We start from the raw sequence: 24129 nt of genomic DNA, 5'->3' as shown, positions 1-24129 counted from the left end.
CTCCCTTTTAAAAGTTTTTTGGGTTTTCTACATTTAGTCCATACTGTTCAAAGAATTCTTCTTTAAAATCAAGTAAACGATCATCGCGAATAGCTTGTCTGATGTTTTCCATTAATTTCAGCAAGAAATGTAAATTATGATAAGTAGTAAGACGGATACCAAAAGTTTCTTCTGCTTTTATTAAATGTCTTATGTATGCTCTACTATAATTTTTACAAGTATAGCAGTCACAATTATCATCAAGTGGACCTAAATCTTCAGCATATTTAGCATTTTTTATAGTAACACGGCCATGTGAAGTCATACATGTACCATTACGTGCAATACGTGTAGGTAATACACAATCAAACATATCCATACCTCTAATGCTACATTCTATTAATGCGTCTGGTGAACCCACACCCATTAAATAACGTGGTTTATCTTTAGGCATAAATTGTTGTGTATGCGAAACCATATCATACATTACTGGCTTGGGTTCCCCAACAGATAAACCTCCGATAGCATAACCGGGAAAATCCAACGCTACTAATTCTTCAGCGCTTTGTTGACGTAAATCTTTATATTCTCCGCCTTGGATGATACCAAATAAAGCTTGATCCTCAGGTCTTTGATGCGCTTGTAAACATCTAGCTGCCCATCTACTTGTTCTTTCGATTGATTCTTTTACATATTGATATTCAGCTGGCATAGGTGGGCATTCATCAAATGCCATCATAATATCTGAGCCAAGATCATTTTGAATCTGCATTGATTTTTCAGGACTCAAGAATAATTTAGAACCATTAGTATGATGACGGAATTCAACACCTTCTTCAGTAATTTTTCTTAAATTACTTAAACTAAATACTTGAAAACCACCTGAATCTGTCAGTATTGGACCATTCCAGTTCATGAACTGATGTAATCCCCCACTCTTTTTGATAATATCATTTCCTGGTTGCAACCACAAATGATATGTATTTCCTAATATTATTTTTGCTTCCATCTGATGCAATTCTTCAGGACTCATCGTTTTAACTGTGGCTTTAGTACCAACAGGCATAAACATTGGTGTTTCAAACGATCCATGTGGTGTATGCACGATTCCTAATCTTGCTCCAGATTGTTTACATGTTTTTATATGTTCATATGTTACAGCTGGCATACAAAAACTCCTTTCGTTTCATTCCTAAAAAATTAACATTGCATCGCCGAAACTAAAAAATCTATATTCAGATTTGACAGCCTGTTGATAAGCGTTCAAAATATAATCTCTTGAACTAAATGCCGAAACTAACATAACTAGTGTTGACTTCGGCAAGTGAAAGTTTGTTATTAAACCATCTATTGCTTTAAAATCAAAACCAGGATAGATAAAAATATCGGTCCATCCACTCTCTGCTACAAAATTGTTACGTGTTTGCATAATGGTTTCTAATGTTCTAGTAGAAGTTGTTCCTACTGAAAAGATACGGTGCCCATTTGTTTTTGTAGCATTTAGCAAATCTGCTGTTTCTTGATTCATTTGATAATATTCACTGTGCATTTCATGGTCATCTATATTTTCAACACTCACAGGTCTAAATGTACCTAACCCGACATGTAAAGTAATAAATGCAATATTAACACCTTTAGCTTTTAATTGTTCAAGTAGTTCATCAGTAAAATGAAGTCCTGCTGTAGGAGCTGCAGCTGATCCTGATGCTTTTGCATAAACAGTTTGATAACGATCTGGATCATCTAAGCGTTCTTTAATATACGGAGGCAGTGGCATTTCACCCAATTCATCCAAACGTTCTTGTAGTATACCTTCATAATTTAAACGCATGATTCTTCCGCCCTGATCTAAAGTTTCAAGACATTCAGCAACTATTTTGCCTTCACCAAAAGATAATTTGTCGCCTACTTTAATTCTTTTTGCTGGCTTCAATAAGACTTCCCAATCATTATCTTCAAGTTGTGTTAGCATCAACATTTCTACTTTTGCACCTGTCTCTTCTTTTAAACCAAATAAACGTGCAGGCATCACTCTGGTGTCGTTAAGTACTAATGTATCTCCTGATTCAATATAATCAATAATATTTTTAAAGTGTTTATGTGCGATATTTCCAGTTTTTCTACCAAGCACAAGCAATCTACTCTCATCTCTATTTTTCAGAGGCGTTTGAGCGATTAATGATTCTGGCAAATGATAATCAAATGCTTCAATATCCAAAACTATTCCTTCTTTCCATTCTTACTAAAATGTTCAAAAGCATACGCTGTCGCTTTACGCCCTCTTGGTGTACGTTCAATAAAACCTTTTTGTATTAAAAATGGCTCATAAACATCTTCAATTGTGACACGTTCTTCACCAATTGAAACAGCGATTGTATCTAAACCTACAGGGCCACCCTTATATTGTTCTAAGATACAGTTCATCATCTTATGATCGATATAATCTAACCCTTCATCATCCACTTGTAATAATGCTAGAGATTGCTTTGTAGTTTCAATACTTATCGATTCATCTTCTTTAACTTGTTGAAAATCTCTAACTCGTTTTAACAGCCTATTTGCCACTCTCGGCGTACCTCTGCTTCTTTTCGCAAGTTCAATGGCACTTTCATCATCTATAGTTGTACCTAAAACTTCTGCGGTACGGATTATAATTTCTTTCAATTCATGTTCTTTATAATATTCTAATCTCAGATGAACACCAAATCTATCACGTAAAGGCGCGGTTAAACTCCCGGCTCTGGTTGTAGCACCTATTAATGTAAAAGGAGGCAAGTCAATACGTATACTTCGCGCTTCTTCTCCCTTACCTATCACAATATCAAGAAAGAAATCTTCCATTGCTGGATATAAAACTTCTTCTACAACACTACTCAATCTGTGAATTTCATCGATAAATAATACATCACCAGGTTGTAAACTAGACAAAATAGCAGCCAAGTCACCCGGTCGTTCAATAGACGGTCCAGAAATGGTTCTAATATTGACTTCCATTTCATTAGCAATGATGTTGGATAAAGTCGTTTTACCTAATCCAGGGGGGCCAAATAAAAGTACATGATCTAACGGTTCTTTCCTAATTTTAGCTGCTTTTATAAAAACTTCTAAATTTGATTTAATCGTTGATTGTCCTATATATTGGCGTAATCTTTCAGGTCTTAAAGATAATTCAAATGATGATTCATCTTCATGCATAGACTGATCTACCATTCTATCATCCATTTATATTTCCCCCTTCATAAAATTTCAGCAAACTTAAGATATAAGCAACTGTAAACCACGCTTCACTGCATCATCTATTGATTCAAAAGATTCCTTATCTAAAGTTTTTTCAACTTTATTCAACTCTCTCTTAGAATAACCCAGTGCTTCTAAAGCTAGTAACGCTTCTTTTACAATTGCAGAATTTTGCGGATTATTTTGGTCCACATTAAACAATTGACTGCTATCTTCCTCTGTTACTTGTACTTTACCTTTGAGGTCTAAAACAATTTGACGCGCTGTTTTTTTACCTATGCCAGGAAATTTTGTTAAATAAGCATCATTTTCATTTTCAATTGCAATTTTTACTTCGTTTGGTGAACTACTAGCTAAAATTGCTAAAGCTGATTTTGGACCGATGCCTGTCACTTTAATTAAACTTAAAAACATATCTTTTTCCTCTTGATTAATAAAGCCATAAAGCAGCTGTGCATCTTCTCTTACAATCAACGAAGTATGAATCAAAATCTCTTGGTCTTTATATTTTTGAAATCGATATGAGTTTGGAGTTTGAATCTCATAACCTACGCCTGAAGCCTCTAAAACTACATGCGTGGGATTTAAAACGGTTAAAGTTCCTTTAATATATGCGTACACAGTCACACTTCCTTATATCGTCATACTAATGAGTTCCACATTAGAAATATGTTCAATCTTTTTTAATGCATTTATGACTTCATCTATTTCTAAATCTGTGCCTTTGCCATCTAATGATAGTGTAATGGTAGCTCTACCGTCCATCGGTATACTTTGATGAATCGTCAACACTGACAAATCTAATTTAGAAAGCGTATTTAAAACCTCAGCTAACATACCTATGATGTCATTCACATACAAAATCAATGTAAACTCTCTTGTTTCTTCTAATTTTTCGTCAACTGGAAATATCGTATCACGATATTTGTAAAATGCACTTCGGGATAAATCGAATTGTTTCACTGCTTCAAATATGGACAATGATGGGTCATTTTTTAAAACTTCTTTGATTTGTAAAGTTTTAACCACTGATTCAGGTAACACATCTTCACGAATTAAATAAAACTTTTTATTTTCATTTTTGTCCATATCAAGCACTCCTATTCAACAAATTCAAATTCTCCACCAAGTATTCTTACAATATCTCCATTTTCACAACCACGTTCACGTAGTGCATCATCAATACCCATTGAACGCATTTGACGCGCAAAACGTCTAACTGCTGGATTACTATTAAAGTCAGTCATTTTGAACATTCTTTCTATAGCTTTACCACTCACTACGTAAGCAGCATCATCGTCTCTAGTAATCGTAAATGCATCCTGACTAGGTGTATGTTTATAGACTACTCTATTAACACCTAAATCTTCTTCTTTCTCATTAAAATCTACATCTTTGACCTCTTCTAATGTATCAGCAATAGCATATAATAATTCATCAATATTATCATGCATTACTGTAGATAAGGGAATAATGCGTACACTTTTATCATTTAATTGTTCTTTAAAAATGGTTAAATTATCTTCTGCATCAGGGATATCCATTTTATTAGCAACCACAATTTGTGGTCGGTCTTCTAATCTATGTTCATAAGCTTTTAATTCTTCATTAATAACTTGATAATCTTCGTAAGGATCACGACCTTCTGAACCACTCATATCAATCATATGCACGATTACTTTGGTTCTCTCAACGTGTCTTAAAAATTGGTGACCCAGTCCGACACCTTCAGAAGCGCCTTGTATAAGTCCAGGTAAATCTGCCATCACAAAACTACGACGATCTTTGGTAGAAACAACGCCTAGATTAGGTTTAATTGTTGTGAAGTGATAAGCTCCAATCTTTGGTTTTGCTTTAGAAACTGTTGATAATAATGTAGATTTTCCAACACTAGGGAAACCGACTAAACCAACATCTGCAAGTAGTTTCAGTTCCAAAGTAACCTCAATTTCTTCGCCTGGTTCACCGTTTTCACTAAAATCTGGTGCAGGGTTTCGTGGAGAAGCAAAGCGGGAATTCCCACGTCCTCCACGACCACCTCTTGCAACTGTAGCACGCTGTCCATTCTCTACTAAATCAGCTAGAACTTCTTCAGTTTCTACACTTTTAATAATTGTACCTGGTGGTACTTTTAATACTAAATGCTCAGCATTTTTACCGTGCATATTACTGCTTTGACCACCTTCACCTCTTTTAGCCTTGAAATGTGTTTGGTATCTGAAATCTAATAACGTTCTTAGACCTTCATCTACTTCGAACATAATTGAAGCTCCGTTACCACCATCACCACCTGCTGGACCGCCAAATGGTACATATTTCTCTCTTCTATATGCAGTTATGCCATTACCGCCATCACCAGCTTTGAGTGATATTTTAACTTGATCAACAAACATGATTTCACCTCTTTTTTATAAAACTTAATTTACATATCTTGTATATTATAGCATTTTCTATATAACTAGAAAATAAAGACAAAAAATAAACACCAGAAGTCATCACTTCTGGTGTTAACATGAACAAAAATTACTCAGCAGCTGCGTATACAGATACTTGTTTTTTGTCTCGACCTTTACGTTCAAATTTTACAACGCCGTCGATTTTAGCGAATAATGTATCGTCGCCACCACGACCAACATTTTCACCAGGATAAATTTTAGTACCACGTTGACGGAATAAAATAGAACCGCCAGTAACGAATTGACCATCCGCACGTTTAGCACCTAAACGTTTTGATTCAGAGTCACGTCCGTTTTTTGTAGAACTTACCCCTTTTTTAGATGCGAAGAACTGTAAGTTTAATTTTAACATTTGGTTGCACCTCACTTATAATTTAATCTAATATTTTCTTTGTATTCTTCTTCAATGGTCTGCAAAGAGACTAACATTGCTTGAAGAATTAATTGCGCTTTTTCGTTATTCGTATCGACACTTCTAACATGGAAGTATCCACCGTCGTCACTATAGTCAATGTCGGGTTTCTCAGATGTTAATCCCATTATAGCATTAACACTTCCGAAAATAACTGCAGATGCTCCTGCACATACAATATCGTAACCGTAGTCACCATGATCGGCATGACCATCCATGATAACGTCTGTTACTTGACCCGAATCATTTAATGTAACATCTACATTAATCATAATTACGCGTTGATTTTGTCGATTGTTAATTTAGTGTATGGTTGACGGTGACCTTTTTTACGTTTAGAGTCTTTACGACGTCTATAAGTGAAAACAGTAATTTTTTTACCGCGACCTTGTTTGTTTACAGTAGCAGTAACTGTTGCACCTTCAACTGTTGGTGCACCAACTTTAACTGAATCTCCACCTACAAATAGTACTTTATCAAAAGTGAAAGAATCACCTTCATTTACGTCTAATTTTTCAACGAAAATTTCTTGTCCTTCTTCAACTTTTACTTGTTTTCCACCTGTTTCAATAATAGCAAACATACTTTGCACCTCCTATAATTTAAGTCACGCCAAACTCAGGTGACATCTTTGTACTTAAACCTGAATCCGAGCGGTTGTATGTAGCTAGAAACTACTCAACTACTGCATTTTAGCATTATGATCTTTCACTGTCAATCTTCAATTGGATTTTTTTGAGAAATTTAGTTATTAGCGGATACAAAACAATTAATAAAATTAAATTTAGAATTAATGTCGGTATCATTCTAAAAATCACAAACTCAAACAGATTAAATTGAACTAATCCTAAAACACTATATATAACTGCTACATAAATTTCTAACACGAGTGTACCTAACAATACGATAGTAAATAACATCGAATGATCTCGATAAAATACTTTGAAGAAAAAATCCATGATAACGACTAATAAAATATAGCCAAATAAATATAATCCGTAAAAGCTACCATAATATAAATCGGTAATTAATCCTAATACTGTAGATAAAATCAGAGCTACACCAAAACCTCTATAGACACTAATGATTAAGATGTACATAATTGTTAAATGAGGTACAAAAATGATCTCTTTACCAGAAATTTGCATAGGTATGACAAGTGCAATTGCGGTATCAATATAAAAAAGGATGATACCTATTAGAAAGTAGTATAAAGCTCGCATTAATTATCACCACTTTCAGTATCAGGTACTGTATTAGGGTCTCTTTTAGCAACATAAACATGACTTAAATCAGCTAAATCAGTACCAGTTTTCACTCTTACTTCTTTAGCTAAACCATACTCATCATTTTCAACCTTTGCTACTTCACCTATGTATAACCCAGTTGGAAGCTGATCAGCTAATCCACTTGTAACTACCTTATCTCCTTTTTTAACACTGTCTTTATTGTTAATATCAGATATTACTAGCTCTTCCTTTTTTGCATCATAATGGTCTATGAGGCCAAACACGTTTTTATCATCATGTTGGATATTGACAGATAAGCGATTTGCCCTTGTGTTTGTTGATATTAAATCTACTTGTGAAGAAAACTGATTCACTTTAGAGATTCGACCAACTAAACCATCAGAAGTCATTACTGCCATATTATTTTTGATTCCATCTTTTGACCCTTGATTAATGACTAATGTATTCATCCACTGATCAGGGTTTCTAGAAAGAACTGTGCTTGAAATTGGATCGAATTTAGATATATCTTCAATATCTAATTCTTTTTTGTACTTTTTATTCTCTGACTTTAACCTTTGATTTTCCGCCTCTAACTGTTTCAATTCACTTGATTGTTTTTTTGAATCACCACTGGTAAAAATACTATTGATAGATCCAGTAATAAAATGGACTGGATAACTCACAGCCTTTTGGCCAAAAGCTACTGTATCCCCAACATACTGTTCAACATGTGATTGGGATTGGGATCGCAATGACACACCAATCAAGGCGATAAAAACAATGATTGCACATAATATAACAATCAATTTGTTGTTTCTAAAAAACTTTGACAACCTAAACACCTCTATTAACCAACTATTTTATCTTCTTCCTATCATTTTATATTACTACTTAAACGAAATAAAGCACGAACATAAAGAATATGAAACAAAATTCATTTGAGAATTTTAATATGAAGATAAGTTTACTATATTTTATATTAAAACATTGTGATAACTTGTATTATAGCAATAAATTTAGAGAATAGTGTATTATTTAGTATTAATTTAAACGTTCCATTTGATTTTTAAAATAGTCATTGAAAATTCCTTTTTAGGACAACAGTTTACTCATTTTGATAAATATCCAATCTCATAAAAAAGGACGAGTTAAAATCAATCATATCCATATTGATTTAAAACTCGTCCCGGTTATTTATCATATTAATTTTTTAAACTAAAAAATTACCTAGAAGCTACATAAACTACAGCTTACATACACATTTAATTAACTTACTGTACTCGTATTAAACGAATACTATTTCTGCTCTTCATCTGATGATGTTTTAGAGTCATTAGACTTACTAGATTCTTTTTCATCTTCTTTATAAAGCGTTTCTTCTTTACGCCAACGCGCAAATAAATTTTGTGCTTTTGCTTGTTCGTCTGCTTTTTTTTCATTAGATTTTTCACTCATTATAAACACCAACCTTTTCATATTACTTATATAAGGCTAACTTATTTATTAAAAGAATTCAAACCCATTACTCATAATTTGAAGCTGGCTTCAATTCTATATGTTCGCCCAATTGATTAAGGTCTTGATTCATCTCTATTTCAGTTTTATAAACTCTCATAGATTCAGAACCAAATTTATAAATAATAAATTCATCTCCACGTTGACCAGCTAAATAAGTGTCATTATATCCCATTCTTTCGATACCAGTTACTGACATAAACTCCCGTTTATCAATCCAATTAAACATATTTTTTGTTTGACTAAGTGGAACATTATTCAAAATATCGTTATCTTCTACTGAATATCTTTGTCCACCTGTAAGATGACCTTTATTTGCGCTATTATTTAAGGATGATTCATCATTATGAATTGGGTTCCAATCTTGGTCTTTCAAAAAGGGCGCATATTTGAGTGCGAAAAATACAATTACTATAATTGCAATAATAGCTATAATATTCTTTATAATACTAAAAATGAAACGCATGAACCATCCTCCTATTTTATTCATCAAAATTATAGTATGTTTAATAAAGTTTATCATCAGACTATAGGTGTATTTATATCTTAACTATAGACCGATGTATGTTTCATGCATTAATATTAAACTATATTAAAAGGAGTGAATAGACGATGAGTATTTTATCTATAATCCTGCTTGCACTCTTAGTTATCTTATTATTTAGAGTAGGTTTATCTATTTTAAGATTTTTAATCTATGTTGGCATAATTGTATTATGTATTTATCTAGGATACCAAGGTATTCTTTGGTTAATGGAAAATTATAATCAATTTTTTAATTTTATAAATTAAAATTTTAGCGCTTATAGACATTGACGTCCATTAAGCGCTTTTTAATAATTCAAATGATTATTTTTTCGCAAGTACTTGATAACAATAATAACAACCACACAATAACAGCGCCCAAATAACCCCAAGGACAATCGCGCCAAAAACCACATTAAAAAGCGAATGATTATAATCCTTTAAAAAACTTAGTACTGTTGAGGAAATAGTAACACCTATCGTTGAAATCAATAAAGTATTGTAAATATGTTTCTTTCTCATATTAGTTTTCATTTTAATCATTTGCATTAAATAAATCACAGGTAATAACAGCGCTACTAAAAGTATACTTTCCATCCTTTAACCTCCTAATTTGATGCCTCAAATATAATATGCTCGTTAAGTATACGATGACAATTTAACCAAACATCGTTAGTAATATTATATTTAAATCACTGTTATTTAATCAAAGTAACCCGCTTCTACCATGCTTAAATATTCATGGTCGCCTATAATGACATGATCTAATAAATCAATACCTAATAGTTGACCGCAATCTCTAAGTCTTGCAGTGGTTTTAATATCTTCATTTGAAGGTGTTGTATCACCGGAAGGGTGATTATGTAAAACGATAATCGCATTACTCGCACATTTAATCGCTTCACTAAATATTTCTCTTGGATGAACAATTGAAGAATTTAGCGTACCTACAAATATTGTTTTCTTTTTTATAATGATATTTTTAGAATTTAAGAACAGCACAATAAATTTTTCTTGCGTCAAATGTTCCATCTTACCCATCATAAAATCTGCCACATCTTTAGGGCTAGTAATTTGAATTTTATCATTAACACTTCCGGAATGTATACGTTCACCCAATTCAAAAGCTGCTTTCAATATAAGTGCTTTATACAGTCCCACACCTTTTACTTTGTTTAAATCATTAATAGATAACGTTTTTAATTCTTTTAAACTATCTACTGATTTTAATAATTCATTAGCTATATCTAAACTTGAACTGCCTTTTCTTCCTGTATTAATGAGAATAGCTAATAATTCAGCATGTGATAAATACCTGGCACCATGACACAACATACGTTCTCTTGGTTTTTGATGATCTGCAAGTTCATTTATTCTCAATAAACAACAACTCCTATGAATAATCTAGATGTATTTCTGTATTAAAATTAATAATTTTGTAATGTCATTGGAATAACAAATTTTAAAGAAGCATTCAAAAGCGAGGTGTATTTATTCTACTACGAATGATGTGTCATGTTGACTATTTTCTCATTAATTTAATAATTGCTTATTTTTAGCCAAAAAGTTTTAACTCAGAATAAAAATTTGCTTGTTTTATAAATTATATCAAGATGTTTCTTTACTTTTTTGTGCACTGTCCCACTGTGCAAATAAAAATAAAAGACCTATAATCCCTAAAATTACAGTTCCCCATATATTCAATGGTAATACATCTTTAACATATAAATAAATAAGTGTAACCACAAATAAAGTTAGTAAAATGGCGCCCAATAGCTTATTCCCTGTTTTAGATATAAAATATTGCACCGCTAACAATACAGCATAAATAATTGCTGGTGATAATGTCATAAAAAATTTCAAATAAAATCCCTTCCTTTTTTATTATATTTTATGAATATAACAAACCATAACAAATTATAAATTGTTTTATCATTAAAAATTATGGTTATCAATATTGTGATTATCATGCTTATATTTTTTAATAGCGTCTATAAAAATACAGATACCTAAGCCGAAAATAATTAAAGGAAGTATGATGATTAAATATATTGTGAGTTTTCCAAATATATTAGTAAAAAAAGCTACAGCAAATATGACTAAAAATATAAAAATTAAAACATTCATTCCTGTTGTTTTATTCAAGCCCTTTCACCCATCCTTTTAATAATGTACTCGAGTTATATTAGAGTTCGTCAAAATTCAAAAATGAAATAAACTATAATTTATTACAAGGCTAAAAAAAGCATAGTTTATTTCAAAATGTAAATTTTTACAAATTAAAATAGCTATGCTTTTAATCGAACTATTCTTCTTTTTTTACTTCTTCTACTGTTTTTTCAACTTCTTCACGTGTCATTTTTTCACGCCCATTTTTCATTGCTTTTAACGTTTTATGTGCGAAAGCTAATGGTAAACGACAGAACAATAAAATTGTCCTTTTATTGATTGCTTTCATATATTCATCCGCTTTTGCTAAATTTTCTTCAGCATATGCAAATAAATCCTCGCGCGTCCAGTCGTCGGGAACGAAACTCACATCACGTTCCTCAAGATCTTCTTCTTCATTTCGCAGAATGTTTAAAGCCTGAAGTCCTCTTCCATAACCTATTGCTAAATCTCTATCTGTTTTAACATTTGCACAGACATCCCATAGTTTAGATAGCATTACACCTACAAGTCCTGCTACATAATATGTATAATCATCTAAATCTTCACGAGATTTAATTCTCCAGTTTGCTTTTGCCCATTTTGCCATACCATATGCCATTTCACTAGAAGATTCTCTAACGATTGCCCGAGTACGTTCAGGGCAAGCTGCCAACCAATCTCCTAATCTCACTGAAACTTCAGGTAATTTATCTTTTACTGGATCTATTATTTTTAAATATTTTTCAGAATCAAAAGGCGTATTTAATAATTCGCTAATTTGCATTAACAAACTATGCTTTAAATCATTGTTAATTTCCTCATGATCTTCAATTTCATCAATTGCACGCATAACTAAATATGCACAAGCTACAGAATGTTTTAGTTCTTTTTCTAAAAAAGTAATTGGAATATAAAACGTACGGCTTGTCTCTTTTAAAACGCGCATTGCATCTTTTGGGAATTTCTTTTCTGCCATTTTATGAGTTCCCCTCCCTTTTCTTGATATTATCATATTTTTACATTTTAAAATAGCAAATGCTATACTGATAGCATTTTTAAACTTTAATTATTAAAATAAATTAAAAAGCGAGAATAAAATCGACAGTTGTTAATCGATCCCATTGCCCGCTTTTAGAAATTAGCAAAACACGAAATTTAAAAAATATATTTTTAAGTGTTTTAAACTAAAATGTGAATTTATCCCTTGTTATATTATACAAATTCTTCATACTCATAAGGATTCTGTCCTTCAACACGACCATTTTCGCCTTTATCTAAGGCATCTATTTTAGCTATATCTTCATCTGATAGTTTAAAATCAAGATAATTAAAGTTATCTCGTTGGTGAGTATATTGTGAAGCTTTAACTACAGGGAAAACATGTTTCTGATTCACCCAATTAATAATGACTTGTGCTGTAGAACGATTATATTTTTCTGCTATTTCTTTAATTGTATTATTGGTTAACACATCATTAATCTCACGACCAAGCGGACTCCATGCCTCCGATAAAACACCACGTTTATCGTTTTCTTTGATTAATTCACTATTATTAAAGTATGGATGAATTTCTATTTGATTTGTTGCAGGCGTAACACCTGTTGCCTCTATGATGTCATCTAAATGATCAGGCATGAAATTGGATACACCAATCGATTTTATTAATCCATATTTTTGAGCGTCTACTAATGCTTGCCAAGCTTCTACATATTTACCTTGTTTAGGATTAGGCCAATGAACTAAATATTTATCAAAATAATCTAAGCCCGTTCTATATAGTGATTCTTGTATAAGGTTAATTGCTTTATCATATTCATGAGCTGCACCAGGTAGTTTAGCACTTACATAAATTTCTTCTCTTGGAATACTAGAACGACGAATGGCTTCGCCTACCATTCCTTCATTATTATAGTTTGTGGAAGTATCAATAACTCTATAACCAAGATTCAATGCATTTTCTAATGCTTTAACACCCTTGCCACCTTGAATATTAACTGTGCCTAATGCTATATGAGGTAATATTGTACCATCATTTAATAGAAATTTTTCATTTAAACTCAATTTATAACTTCCTTTCAATATTTAACAAATTATGTTACAAATCAACCTTAAATTGATTTTAAATCATTACATATGTATTTTACCCACATATGGACTTTTTTAATCTAAATGGATGAGTGAATGAAGCATTGATATCATAAACTTCCTCCGAAAATCCTAAAATGTGATAATACTGCCTCTATACAAAAAGCTATATATATAAATGGTATAAATGGTATTTTAATTTTTCGATTTTTTGTTTTCAACACTAATATCGTAGAAAATATACTGCCTATTAAGCATGTTAGAAAGAGTACATTGATAAAAATGGAATATGGTATTAAATATGATAAAAGCGAACAAATTAATATATCACCATATCCAATAGCATTTTTGAATAAAAAATAAAATATATGTAGTAGGAGTGTGGTAATAACAAAATAATAGAGGTTGCCATCAATAATAACTGCACTACTGAAAGCAAATACAAAAAATATGTGTAACGGGATAGATAAAGTTTGTATATCATAGAGAGCAAAAACAAGGAGAAATAAATATATGCATATGAAAGTGGATAACGATTTTGCGTTTGGATTAAATATCAAATATAAGGCTGGTACCAATGACAATACCTCACCTAAAATATAAAGTCTACTAAGCGGTTGATTACAACATGAGGATTTTCCTAAGAGTCTAATATAACTGAATATTGGCATGATATCTCTGTAGCTCAATTGCTTATTACAGAAATCACACTTGGATCTTGTTGCCAAATACTTTAAGTTAAATGTTTCAACAAAACATAATTGATAAAGAAAGCTAAATAACACAGGACAAACAACAAACAATATAAGCAATGAATCGCCTTCTCTTGCTTATTATAACAATACGAGTCTAGCACTTTAACAAAAACATCACTTTTCAAATAATAATAGAAAAATACAAAAAATAAAGCTAGTCTACCATTTAACAAAACCATTATATAACTTTGGTTAAGGTGCTAAATAATAACTAGCTTTATTATATTCAAATTAAATGTTTAGAAATTTACTTTAGCTTTAACTTCGCTGATGAAATACAAACTACCTGTAATAACTAAGCCCTGTCCTTCATAATTTTCAATAAATCGAACGAAATCATCCACAGTTTCTTTTTGATCAAATCGTATTTCATCGTAAATTTCTTCTTTTGTGCATGCTTTTGGAAAATCAAAATCCGTAATATACATTGTAGAAGCAATTGTTTTTAATTGATCAACCATTGCGTGAATAGGCTTTCCATTAATAGCCGCATACAATACGTCGACATTATCTAATTTATAATAGTCTTTTAACGTCTTTATAAGTGCTTCTACACTTTCCAAATTATGGGCACCATCTATAATCATCAATGGTTCATCTTTAACTTTCTCAATTCTTCCTGTCCAATTCACAGCTTCAATCCCATTAATCATTTTATTAAAATCTAATTCAACTAACCCAGATTCATTTAATTCGATTAATGCTGTAATTGCCAATGCTGCATTCTCTTTTTGATGTTCACCAAGCATATTCAAAATAAGCGTTTCTAGTTCATAATTCTTATAGCGATATGTAAATTCCTCACCTTGAGAAATCACACTAATATCTCTATCTAACTCAATACCTTCTGCATTTTGTTGTTCTACAAAATCGCGAATGATTTTAAGTGCATCTTCATTTTTCACAGCATATATGACAGGCGTTTCAGGTTTAATAATTGCACCTTTATCTTTGGCGATATCTACATATGTGTCGCCTAAAATATCAACATGATCTAAACCAATACTCGTTAAAATGCTAAGTATTGGTTTAAATACATTTGTAGAATCATTCTTTATACCTAAGCCTGCTTCAACTATTACAAAGTCAACTGGATGAATTTCTCCAAAATATAGAAACATCATCGTTGTAATAATTTCAAATTCTGTGGCTGTTCCAAGTTCTGTTTCTATTTCTAATGCTTCACTTACTGGTTTTACCTTTTGAACTAATTCTACAATGGCATCGTCGCTTATTGGTACACCATTTAAACTTATACGTTCATTAAATGTTTCTATAAAAGGAGACGTAAAGGTCCCAACTTCATATCCATTGTCAACAAGCGCTGACCTTAAATAGGCAACTGTTGACCCTTTACCATTTGTACCACCGACATGAATACCATTGATATTAAATTGTGGATTGTTTAATTTATCTAGCATCCACTCCATGCGTTTAACACCTGGTTTAATGCCAAATTTAGTTCGTTCATGTATCCAATATAAGCTGTCTAGGTAATTCATGTTAAGGACTCCTATGCTTTTAATTGATTAATTCGTTCTTGTACACCATCATATTTTTCTTGATATGTTTGTTTTTTCTCACGCTCTTCATTAATAATTTTTTCAGGCGCTTTATTAACAAAGTTTTCATTAGCTAGTTTTTTATTGACACGATCTAACTCTTTTTCCCATTTTTCGAGTTCGTTTTCTAAACGTGCAATTTCTTTATCCATGTCGATTAAACCTTCTAATGGTAATATGACTTCACCAGCAGAAGTAATTGATGTCATTGCTTTTTCAGGGATCGCTATTGTAGTTTGGATAATTAGTTCGCTTGGATGACAGAATCTATCAATATAATTTGAATTATTTAATAAAGTTTCTCGTATATTTTCATCTTTTGCTTGAATGAAAATTGGAATAGCTTTTGATAATGGCGTATCTACTTCTAGTCGAGATTGTCTTACAGATTTTATTATTTCAACAAGTTGTTGCATCGTTTCTTTACTTTCATCAAATACTAACTCATTATTTGATTTAGGCCAAGCTGCATTGACAATCGTTTCACCTTCATGTGGTAAATTTTGCCAAATTTGTTCTGTTACAAACGGCATAAATGGGTGTAACATTCTCATTGTATTATCTAGCACATAAGTTAATACAGAACGTGTAACTTGTTTTTGAGCTTCATCTTCACCGTTCATAGGTATTTTACTCATTTCTATATACCAATCACAGAATTCATCCCAAATAAAGTTATATAGAGCTCTGCCAACCTCACCAAATTCATAACGTTCACTTAAATCAGTAACTGTATCTATTGTTTCATTTAAGCGTGTTAAAATCCATTTATCTGCTAAAGATAAATTAGTTGATAAATCTACATCTTCAACTTTGAAATCGTCACCAATATTCATCAGACTAAATCTAGCAGCATTCCATATTTTATTTATAAAATTCCAGATTGATTCAACTTTTTCTGTAGAATAACGTAAATCGTGACCAGGAGATGAACCAGTAGCTAAGAAATATCTTAAACTATCTGCACCATACTCATCAATAACGTCCATTGGATCAACACCATTGCCTAATGATTTGCTCATTTTACGTCCATCTTCAGCACGCACTAACCCATGTAATAACACATCGTTAAATGGGCGTTGTCCTGTAAACTCAAGTCCTTGGAATATCATTCTAGCTACCCAGAAGAATATAATATCATAACCTGTTACAAGTACATTAGTTGGGTAATAACGTTGGAAATCTTCATTTTCAGTATCCGGCCAGCCTAATGTTGAAAATGGCCAAAGTGCACTTGAGAACCAAGTGTCTAATACATCTTCATCTTGTGTCCATTCTTCTTGATTTTGTGGTGGCTCTTCACCGACATAAATTTCTCCAGTTTCATTATGGTACCAAGCAGGTATTTGATGCCCCCACCATAACTGTCGTGAAATCGTCCAATCTCTAATTTCTTCCATCCAACGGTTGAATGTTTTTTCAAATCTATTTGGCACAAAATCGATTCTGTTATCCGTTTTTTGGTTGTTTAATGCTTGTTCAGCTAATGGTTTCATTTTAACAAACCATTGTGTAGATAGATAAGGTTCAACGACTGCACCAGAACGTTCTGAATGTCCAACAGAATGTTCATGTTCTTCAATTTTAATCACTAAATCCTGTTCGTATAAGTCTTTTACTAATGCTTCACGACATTCAAATCTATCCATACCTTGATATTTACCAGCATGTGCATTCATGTGACCAGACTCATCCATAACTGTAATACGTTCTAAATCATGGCGATTACCTATTTCAAAGTCATTTGGATCATGTGATGGTGTAACTTTCATCGCACCACTACCAAAATCGATATCCACATATTCATCTGCTAGTATTGGTAATTCTCTCCCAATTATAGGCAAAATTACAGTTTTACCTATAACATCTTTATAACGATCATCATTCGGATTCACTACGATTGCAGTATCACCTAACATCGTCTCAGGACGTGTAGTGGCTATCTCAATGAAGCCATTACCATCTGCATAAGGATATTTAAAATGATAAAACTTACCTTGTACATCCTCATGAATTACTTCTATATCAGATAAAGCAGTTCGTGCAACTGGATCCCAGTTGATGATGTATTCACCACGATAAATTAGACCTTTATTATACATATCTACAAATACTTTTTTAACTGCTTTACTAAGTCCTTCATCTAATGTAAAGCGCTCTCTACTATAATCTAAGCCTAAACCTAATTTTGCCCACTGTTGTCTAATAAAATCTGCATACTCTTCTTTCCAATCCCAAGCTTTTTCTAAGAACTTCTCTCTACCTAAATCATGGCGAGATAAACCTTCTTCTTTGAGTTTAGCTTCTACTTTAGCTTGTGTCGCTATACCAGCATGGTCCATACCTGGTAAATAAAGTGTGTCATACCCTTGCATACGCTTCATTCTTGTTATAATATCTTGTAACGTTGTATCCCAAGCATGACCTAAATGTAATTTTCCAGTTACATTTGGGGGTGGAATAACGATTGTATATGTTTCTTTTGAATGATCTTCTGCTGCTTTAAAATAGCCGTTATTGACCCACTGGTCATAACGTCCAGCTTCGACTTCGTTTGGATTATATTTGGGTTTCATTTCCATGTGTAAAATCCTCCTTAAATAAATAAAAACCCATCCTATAAAATAGGACGGGTTTTACCGTGGTACCACCTAAATTCAAGAAATTAGTATAATAATTTCAAGCACTTAAAATTATGATTAACGCTCAAACACGCTTTAACCTACTTTATTATCTCAGATTTGACAAGTTTCAGCTAAAGTTCAATGTGGGCTACCTTCAATAAGTTAAATTGTACATTTTCAGCTACCATGTACTCTCTGTTAAATTTCAGCTTATTTACTCTTCCCAGTAGACAATATTTCTTTACTTGATTATAGTATAATGGATATGAAAATAAGTCAATAAAATGGAGTGAAATTTATGAATGAATGTGCATTTGGCACTACAGATCCTGTTTACATTAATTATCACAATGAAAGTTGGGGACATCCTATATATGATAGTTTGAAACTATTTAAATTGATGGCATTAGAATCCCAACATGCTGGGCTATCTTGGTTAACTATTTTAAAGAAAAAAGAATCATATGAACAAGCATTTTATAATTTCGATCCAACGAAAATTGTAAATATGACGTCAGAAGATATTGATAGGTTAATGGAGTTTCCCAATATTGTTCATAATAGAAAAAAATTAGAGGCTATTGTCAATCAAGCAGAAGGATATTTCAAAATCGAAAAAGATTATGGCAGTTTTAGTACGTTTTTATGGTCTTATGTCGATAATAAACCACTCGATTTAGGCTATCGTCAGTCAACTGAACGAATGACAGTAGATGAGCGTGCCACGGAACTTTCTAAAAAATTAAAGCAGTATGGATTTAAGTTTTTAGGTCCAGTCACTGTCTTCTCATTTTTGGAGGCAGCAGGTCTATATAATGCTCACTTACAAGCATGCCCTTATAACCCTAACATTTACAATGGCGAAGGTTTTCATTAAAAATAAACCACTTTAATATAGTTAACGAGCAGTTGTCTCATTTATTAGATTTTATTGAATAATAGAATTGTTTTTTCCAAAAAGTGTGTGCTAAAAAATATTTTTTAAACTTGCATCAATAATTAATATAGACAGAAAACATGCACAAAAAACTGCTATCAAAGTCGCCCAGTTTATCGACAGTCTGACATGAGCTTTTGCTCATGTTTTTTAGTTTAAGCATATTCAAGTCTTTTAAAAATTAAACAGTGTCATAAGCGTATATTTAGTTTGATTTCAATCATGACGCTAAATGTATAAAAAAACCACTCCGCAGAGTGGTCAAAAGGATGAAGTACTGGAGGTACTTCGCTTATATAATATCAAAGAAAAATAAGTTGTTCAACATAATAAATATTAAATTATTGTAAAAAAACAATAGATTTTACAACGCTATATTTCGCTAATCATTTTTATTACTTTCGCTTTGTCTTTCCCTAAATTTAAGAAAATAATTTAACATCGGTGCAATTAAAAATAATATAAAGAAAATTCTAAAGATATGGTAACTAGATATCATCGCGACATCTGCGCCAGTTTCAATAGCAACTAAAACAATTTGACTCATGCCTCCAGGGGCGGCACCTAGGAACAATTCGTTCACTTGATGATGTGATACGGTTGCGATAAACAAAACCATGACAAATGCTAATAATATTAATAAAATATTTTGGAATGCAATTGCTATTGCAATTCTTCCTTTCATTTGGTCTAATAACTTTGCTATTTGTATACCTATGCGAATCATATATATAATTTGTGCTGCAGCAATGATGTAATTATCTAGTGTGAAAGTCACACCAGTAAATAAGTTCCATCCTATTAGTACGAGAATAGGAGCAAGTAATTGTTTGGTTGGAAAATTTATTTTTGTCATAACAAAATAAATAACAGCTATTGCAATAATAAGTAAAGCTATATTCGGAATTGTTAAAGCCTGTGTCAAAACTTGTGTAGTTCGTCCAGTTGTTGAATGATTTCCAGAATCTTGAAAAAAATACGATATAAATGGAACTAATATAACAACAAATATGATTCTTGATGTTTGAGTTAAACTAACAACCATTATATTCGCTTTTTTATTTTCCTCTGCCATTATTAACATTTGACTCAAAGCACCGGGGATCACACTTAATATTGCCGTTTCGGTATTAACATTAGCAATTTTTTTGAAAAAATAAGCAATGATTAAAGCTAATATAAGTAACATAATTGTTATCAAAACAATCGTGAGCCAATCATCTTTGATATCAAATATGACATTTTTTGTAAAAGTAGAGCCTATTTGAACTCCTAATAGCACTAAACCAATTTGACTTAACCAAAACGGCCATCTTACATCTAAGTGTAAATAGCGTATACAAACGATACTAGCAATAATTGGTCCAAACATAAACGGCAGCAAAACATGGGCTGCATTTAGTACTAAACTAAAAATAAGCGCTAATATTAATACGATAAAATTACTTTTTAAATGCTTATTCATTTGCTCACAACTTTCTTTAGTATCGTTATATTTATATACATGACTAATTAAATTAAAAGGAGCGAGTTAGAAATCAAAATGCTTAATTTGATTTCGAATCCTCGCCCCATTTAGGTAAAAGAACTCTAAAAAGTAAATACAATTAAATGTTATTAATGAGCCCTTTAAAACACTATTTATTTTGACTAAATTGGAAATAACAATATAAATTTTAAGTGCTTAACATTAAACAATACGGCTCAATGCAGTATCAAATGCTGCTAATGTTTTTTCTATATCCGCTTCTGTATGCGCAGTAGAAAGGAATGTCCCTTCAAATTGGGAAGGTGGTAAAAATACGCCTTCTTTTGCCATTTCTCTATACATTTGACTAAACATTTCTAAATCACTTTGATTTGCTTCTTCAAAATTAGTTACCGGTCCTTCATTTAAGAAATACCCTATCATAGATCCTGCACGATTCACAGTAATGGGTACATTATGCTTTTTAAAAATATCTTTTAAGCCATTTTCTAATATATCTCCAAGTTTATTGAAGTATTCATATGACTCTGGTGTTAATTGTTTTAAAGTTTCATAACCACTTGTCATAGCTAGCGGATTTCCAGATAATGTTCCCGCTTGGTAAATATTACCTGAAGGTGCAATATGATCCATGATTTCTTTTTTACCACCAAATGCTGCTGCAGGTAATCCTCCACCTATGACTTTACCAAGACAAGTTAAATCAGGCATCACATTAAAGTAACCTTGTGCACAATGATATCCCACTCTAAAACCAGTCATAACTTCATCAAATATTAATAACGAACCATATTCATTTGTGATATCTCTCAAGCCTTGTAAGAATCCTTCTACTGGTGGAACAACACCCATATTACCCGCTACAGGTTCAACGATAACACCAGCAATGTCATCACCAAATTCTTCAAAAGCTACTTTTATTGACGCTAAGTCATTATATGGTACTGAAATTGTATTTTTTGCAATACCTTCTGGAACACCTGGAGAATCAGGTAATCCTAAAGTAGCAACGCCAGACCCTGCTTTGATTAAAAGTGAATCACTATGACCATGATAACATCCTGTAAATTTCACTATTTTATTTCTACCAGTATAGCCTCTTGCTAAACGTAATGTATCCAGTGTCGCTTCTGTACCTGAAGATACCATGCGTAGTTTTTCAATGGAAGGTACACGATCGATAACTAGTTCTGCTAACTTATTTTCAATTAAAGTTGAAGCGCCAAAACTTGTACCATTATCAACAGCTTCATGTAAGCTTTCATTTACTTGTTTGTTTTTATGACCTAAAATTAATGGTCCCCAACTTAAAACATAATCAATATATTCATTGCCATCGATATCGTATATTTTTGAACCTTCACCATGATCCATAAAAATCGCCGGCGTATCTACAGATTTAAATGCTCTAACTGGACTATTTACACCACCTGGCATTAGATTTTCAGCTGTCTTCATTGCTTCTATAGAATTATTATATCCCATTTAAAATTGCCTCCTTATTGTTCATCAATATATCTACAAATATCTTTAGAGAAATACGTGATAATCATGTCCGCTCCTGCACGTTTCATTGAAATCATCTGTTCCATCACAACTTGTTTTTCATCAATCCATCCATTAAGTGCAGCTGCTTTCGTCATGCTATATTCACCGCTTACATTATATGCAATTACCGGAACATTTGTCGTATTACGAACATCTCTAATAATGTCTAAAAAACTCAAAGCAGGTTTAACAATCATCATGTCTGCACCTTCATGTAAATCACTTTCAAGCTCTCTTAGTGCTTCTCTTCTATTTGCTGGATCCATTTGGTACGTTTTTCTATCTCCAAATTGTGGTGCAGATTCAGCAGCATCACGGAATGGACCGAAAAAGCTAGAAGCATATTTAATACCATAACTCATGATTGGTATATTGTAATAACCAGCATCATCTAAACCTGCTCTAATTTCTGCTACGAAACCGTCCATCATATTACTAGGCGCAATGATATCGGCACCAGCTTCCACTTGTGAGATAGCAGTTTTCACTAGCAATGGTAAAGATTTATCGTTGTCTACATCATTTGTTTTTTCATTAATAACACCACAATGACCATGATCTGTATATTCACATAAACAAGTGTCTGCGACAACGAGCAAGTCACTGTACATTGCTTTGGCTTTTCTAGTAGCTTCTTGAACAATGCCATTATGATCATAAGCACCTGTACCAACAGCATCTTTTTCATTGGGTACACCGAAGAACATTATTCCTCTAATTCCTAAATCATATGCTTCTTTAATTTCTTCATCAAGCAAGTTTAAACTGAGTTGATACACACCTGGCATTGATTTTATTTCTTCTTTAACATTATCTCGTTCTACAACGAAAATAGGATAAATTAAATCTTCTTTGTGTACATGTGTTTCACGAACCATGTCTCTCATAGATTTACTACTACGTAATCTTCTGTGTCTATCAAATTGCATCATTTTCCCAACTTTCTTCAACTTTATTTATTAATGAATCTAATGTTTGAATATTTGATATTGCCGCATCATAACCATATTGCTTTATAGTGTCTAAGGTTTGTTGTCCTATGACGTAATACTGATTAAATTGCGGTGTTTCACTTTGTTCAAAAAAATATCTTACTGCAGATGAACTAGCAAATGTAATAACATCTAACTCATTATTTCTTATCATATGCTTAACATCTTCAATATTTTTAGTATGTGGTACTGGGCGATATAAATCAATTTTACAAACTTGATAACCTCGTTGACTTAAACTTTTTTGCAATAAAGGCCGTGCATAAGCACTTGAGGGTATTAAAATTTTGCTGTTTTTTGAAGTTTGAAAGCATTTAAGAAACCCTTCTTGTGAGTAATCTGAAGGATAAAATAACACATCTAAACCCAATGATTTACAATAGTCTGCAGTTTTGGCACCTATCGCAGCGAAATTTTTAACTTTCACTTGTGATAAAAATGGTTGGAAATATTTCACTGCATTTTTAGACGAAAAAATAAGCCAGTCATAGTCGACATCTAATAAATTTAAATCAAATGATAAAGGCTCTACATCTATAAATGGTTTGTGTAGAATAAGCTTATCATTTTGTTTAAATTTAGAAGTTTGTGTCATAACTATAACTGGTCTCATTATTTTCACCTCGAACG

26 protein-coding genes, 2 pseudogenes and 2 other annotated features are annotated in these 24129 nt (G+C 32.2%); of the genes and pseudogenes, 2 read left to right on the top strand and 26 right to left on the bottom strand.

What is annotated here, in order from left to right; translation table 11 throughout:
* Positions 1-7: 7 nt before the first annotated feature.
* The 13 genes from tgt to KA856_RS06150 all read right to left on the bottom strand — a co-directional run bounded on the left by tgt (position 8) and on the right by KA856_RS06150 (position 9297).
* Positions 8-1147, bottom strand: coding sequence for a tRNA guanosine(34) transglycosylase Tgt (tgt, locus tag KA856_RS06210; RefSeq protein WP_107384784.1), 1140 nt, complete (start codon positions 1145-1147; stop codon positions 8-10).
* 24 nt (positions 1148-1171) lie between these two features.
* Positions 1172-2197 carry a tRNA preQ1(34) S-adenosylmethionine ribosyltransferase-isomerase QueA gene (queA, locus tag KA856_RS06205; protein ID WP_107384783.1) on the bottom strand — a complete coding sequence of 342 codons (1026 nt, stop codon included), beginning with the start codon at positions 2195-2197 and terminating at the stop codon, positions 1172-1174.
* Positions 2198-2199: 2 nt separating this feature from the next.
* The gene (gene ruvB / locus KA856_RS06200) at positions 2200-3201 is read right to left on the bottom strand and encodes a Holliday junction branch migration DNA helicase RuvB (RefSeq protein ID WP_107384782.1); all 1002 of its coding nucleotides are present in this window, start codon (positions 3199-3201) and stop codon (positions 2200-2202) included.
* Between the two features lie 33 nt (positions 3202-3234).
* Positions 3235-3837: a Holliday junction branch migration protein RuvA gene (gene ruvA, locus KA856_RS06195; protein WP_119535885.1), complete on the bottom strand. Its 603-nt coding sequence runs from the start codon at positions 3835-3837 to the stop codon at positions 3235-3237.
* A gap of 12 nt (positions 3838-3849) precedes the next feature.
* On the bottom strand, positions 3850-4305 hold the full coding sequence (locus tag KA856_RS06190; protein WP_019468509.1) for an ACT domain-containing protein: 456 nt from the start codon (positions 4303-4305) through the stop codon (positions 3850-3852).
* 11 nt (positions 4306-4316) lie between these two features.
* Positions 4317-5609 carry a GTPase ObgE gene (gene obgE, locus KA856_RS06185; RefSeq protein ID WP_210138563.1) on the bottom strand — a complete coding sequence of 431 codons (1293 nt, stop codon included), beginning with the start codon at positions 5607-5609 and terminating at the stop codon, positions 4317-4319.
* A gap of 130 nt (positions 5610-5739) precedes the next feature.
* Positions 5740-6024, bottom strand: a complete 285-nt coding sequence (gene rpmA / locus KA856_RS06180; protein WP_019468507.1) for a 50S ribosomal protein L27 — start codon at positions 6022-6024, stop codon at positions 5740-5742.
* Positions 6025-6035: 11 nt separating this feature from the next.
* Positions 6036-6356, bottom strand: a complete 321-nt coding sequence (locus KA856_RS06175) for a ribosomal-processing cysteine protease Prp (protein WP_107384778.1) — start codon at positions 6354-6356, stop codon at positions 6036-6038.
* Positions 6357-6358: 2 nt separating this feature from the next.
* Positions 6359-6667, bottom strand: coding sequence for a 50S ribosomal protein L21 (rplU, locus tag KA856_RS06170; protein ID WP_019468505.1), 309 nt, complete (start codon positions 6665-6667; stop codon positions 6359-6361).
* Between the two features lie 12 nt (positions 6668-6679).
* Positions 6680-6753: a sequence feature (ribosomal protein L21 leader region), on the bottom strand.
* A gap of 29 nt (positions 6754-6782) precedes the next feature.
* Complete coding sequence (gene mreD, locus KA856_RS06165) at positions 6783-7307, bottom strand: rod shape-determining protein MreD (RefSeq protein ID WP_107384777.1); 525 nt, start codon at positions 7305-7307, stop codon at positions 6783-6785.
* Positions 7307-8149, bottom strand: a complete 843-nt coding sequence (gene mreC / locus KA856_RS06160; protein ID WP_107384776.1) for a rod shape-determining protein MreC — start codon at positions 8147-8149, stop codon at positions 7307-7309. Before mreC ends, mreD begins: the two co-directional genes overlap by 1 nt.
* A gap of 463 nt (positions 8150-8612) precedes the next feature.
* Positions 8613-8771, bottom strand: a complete 159-nt coding sequence (locus tag KA856_RS06155) for a hypothetical protein (protein WP_019468502.1) — start codon at positions 8769-8771, stop codon at positions 8613-8615.
* Positions 8772-8838: 67 nt separating this feature from the next.
* A complete protein-coding gene (locus KA856_RS06150) occupies positions 8839-9297 on the bottom strand; it encodes a DUF4930 family protein (protein WP_107384775.1) in 459 nt (152 codons plus the stop codon).
* 146 nt (positions 9298-9443) lie between these two features.
* On the opposite strand from KA856_RS06150, the gene KA856_RS06145 reads away from it, so the two are divergent.
* On the top strand, positions 9444-9623 hold the full coding sequence (locus KA856_RS06145) for a hypothetical protein (protein WP_107384774.1): 180 nt from the start codon (positions 9444-9446) through the stop codon (positions 9621-9623).
* 57 nt (positions 9624-9680) lie between these two features.
* Here KA856_RS06145 and KA856_RS06140 read toward each other — a convergent pair whose 3' ends face one another.
* From KA856_RS06140 to KA856_RS06105, 9 genes and pseudogenes are all read right to left on the bottom strand, one after another.
* Positions 9681-9953 carry a hypothetical protein gene (locus tag KA856_RS06140; RefSeq protein WP_119536076.1) on the bottom strand — a complete coding sequence of 91 codons (273 nt, stop codon included), beginning with the start codon at positions 9951-9953 and terminating at the stop codon, positions 9681-9683.
* A gap of 105 nt (positions 9954-10058) precedes the next feature.
* Positions 10059-10736 carry a RadC family protein gene (gene radC / locus KA856_RS06135; protein ID WP_210138562.1) on the bottom strand — a complete coding sequence of 226 codons (678 nt, stop codon included), beginning with the start codon at positions 10734-10736 and terminating at the stop codon, positions 10059-10061.
* A gap of 228 nt (positions 10737-10964) precedes the next feature.
* The gene (locus KA856_RS06130; protein ID WP_210138561.1) at positions 10965-11219 is read right to left on the bottom strand and encodes a hypothetical protein; all 255 of its coding nucleotides are present in this window, start codon (positions 11217-11219) and stop codon (positions 10965-10967) included.
* Positions 11220-11661: 442 nt separating this feature from the next.
* Positions 11662-12483, bottom strand: coding sequence for a squalene/phytoene synthase family protein (locus KA856_RS06125; RefSeq protein ID WP_210138560.1), 822 nt, complete (start codon positions 12481-12483; stop codon positions 11662-11664).
* Positions 12484-12719: 236 nt separating this feature from the next.
* A complete protein-coding gene (locus KA856_RS06120; RefSeq protein ID WP_107386348.1) occupies positions 12720-13568 on the bottom strand; it encodes an aldo/keto reductase in 849 nt (282 codons plus the stop codon).
* 134 nt (positions 13569-13702) lie between these two features.
* Positions 13703-14050: pseudogene (locus KA856_RS14125) on the bottom strand (A24 family peptidase); the annotation flags it as partial.
* Positions 14051-14206: 156 nt separating this feature from the next.
* A pseudogene (locus tag KA856_RS14120) lies at positions 14207-14377 on the bottom strand (prepilin peptidase); the annotation flags it as partial.
* Positions 14378-14586: 209 nt separating this feature from the next.
* Positions 14587-15849, bottom strand: coding sequence for a bifunctional folylpolyglutamate synthase/dihydrofolate synthase (locus tag KA856_RS06110; RefSeq protein ID WP_107384324.1), 1263 nt, complete (start codon positions 15847-15849; stop codon positions 14587-14589).
* Positions 15850-15860: 11 nt separating this feature from the next.
* Complete coding sequence (locus tag KA856_RS06105) at positions 15861-18491, bottom strand: valine--tRNA ligase (protein WP_107384323.1); 2631 nt, start codon at positions 18489-18491, stop codon at positions 15861-15863.
* Between the two features lie 40 nt (positions 18492-18531).
* Positions 18532-18773, bottom strand: a binding site (T-box leader).
* A gap of 58 nt (positions 18774-18831) precedes the next feature.
* Here KA856_RS06105 and KA856_RS06100 point away from each other — a divergent pair.
* Positions 18832-19410, top strand: coding sequence for a DNA-3-methyladenine glycosylase I (locus KA856_RS06100; protein WP_107384322.1), 579 nt, complete (start codon positions 18832-18834; stop codon positions 19408-19410).
* Between the two features lie 442 nt (positions 19411-19852).
* On the opposite strand, the gene KA856_RS06095 is transcribed toward KA856_RS06100, so the two are convergent.
* From KA856_RS06095 to KA856_RS06080, 4 genes are all read right to left on the bottom strand, one after another.
* Positions 19853-20935, bottom strand: coding sequence for an AbrB family transcriptional regulator (locus KA856_RS06095; protein ID WP_107384321.1), 1083 nt, complete (start codon positions 20933-20935; stop codon positions 19853-19855).
* 225 nt (positions 20936-21160) lie between these two features.
* Complete coding sequence (hemL, locus tag KA856_RS06090) at positions 21161-22444, bottom strand: glutamate-1-semialdehyde 2,1-aminomutase (RefSeq protein WP_107384320.1); 1284 nt, start codon at positions 22442-22444, stop codon at positions 21161-21163.
* A 14-nt stretch (positions 22445-22458) separates the two neighbouring features.
* Positions 22459-23436, bottom strand: coding sequence for a porphobilinogen synthase (gene hemB, locus KA856_RS06085; protein WP_107384319.1), 978 nt, complete (start codon positions 23434-23436; stop codon positions 22459-22461).
* Complete coding sequence (locus tag KA856_RS06080) at positions 23426-24112, bottom strand: uroporphyrinogen-III synthase (protein WP_107384318.1); 687 nt, start codon at positions 24110-24112, stop codon at positions 23426-23428. Before KA856_RS06080 ends, hemB begins: the two co-directional genes overlap by 11 nt.
* Positions 24113-24129 lie beyond the last annotated feature (17 nt).

The organism is Staphylococcus sp. GDB9P120P (assembly GCF_017893435.1).
Lineage (GTDB): Bacteria > Bacillota > Bacilli > Staphylococcales > Staphylococcaceae > Staphylococcus > Staphylococcus cohnii.
This window is presented reverse-complemented; position numbering and strand designations above follow the sequence as displayed.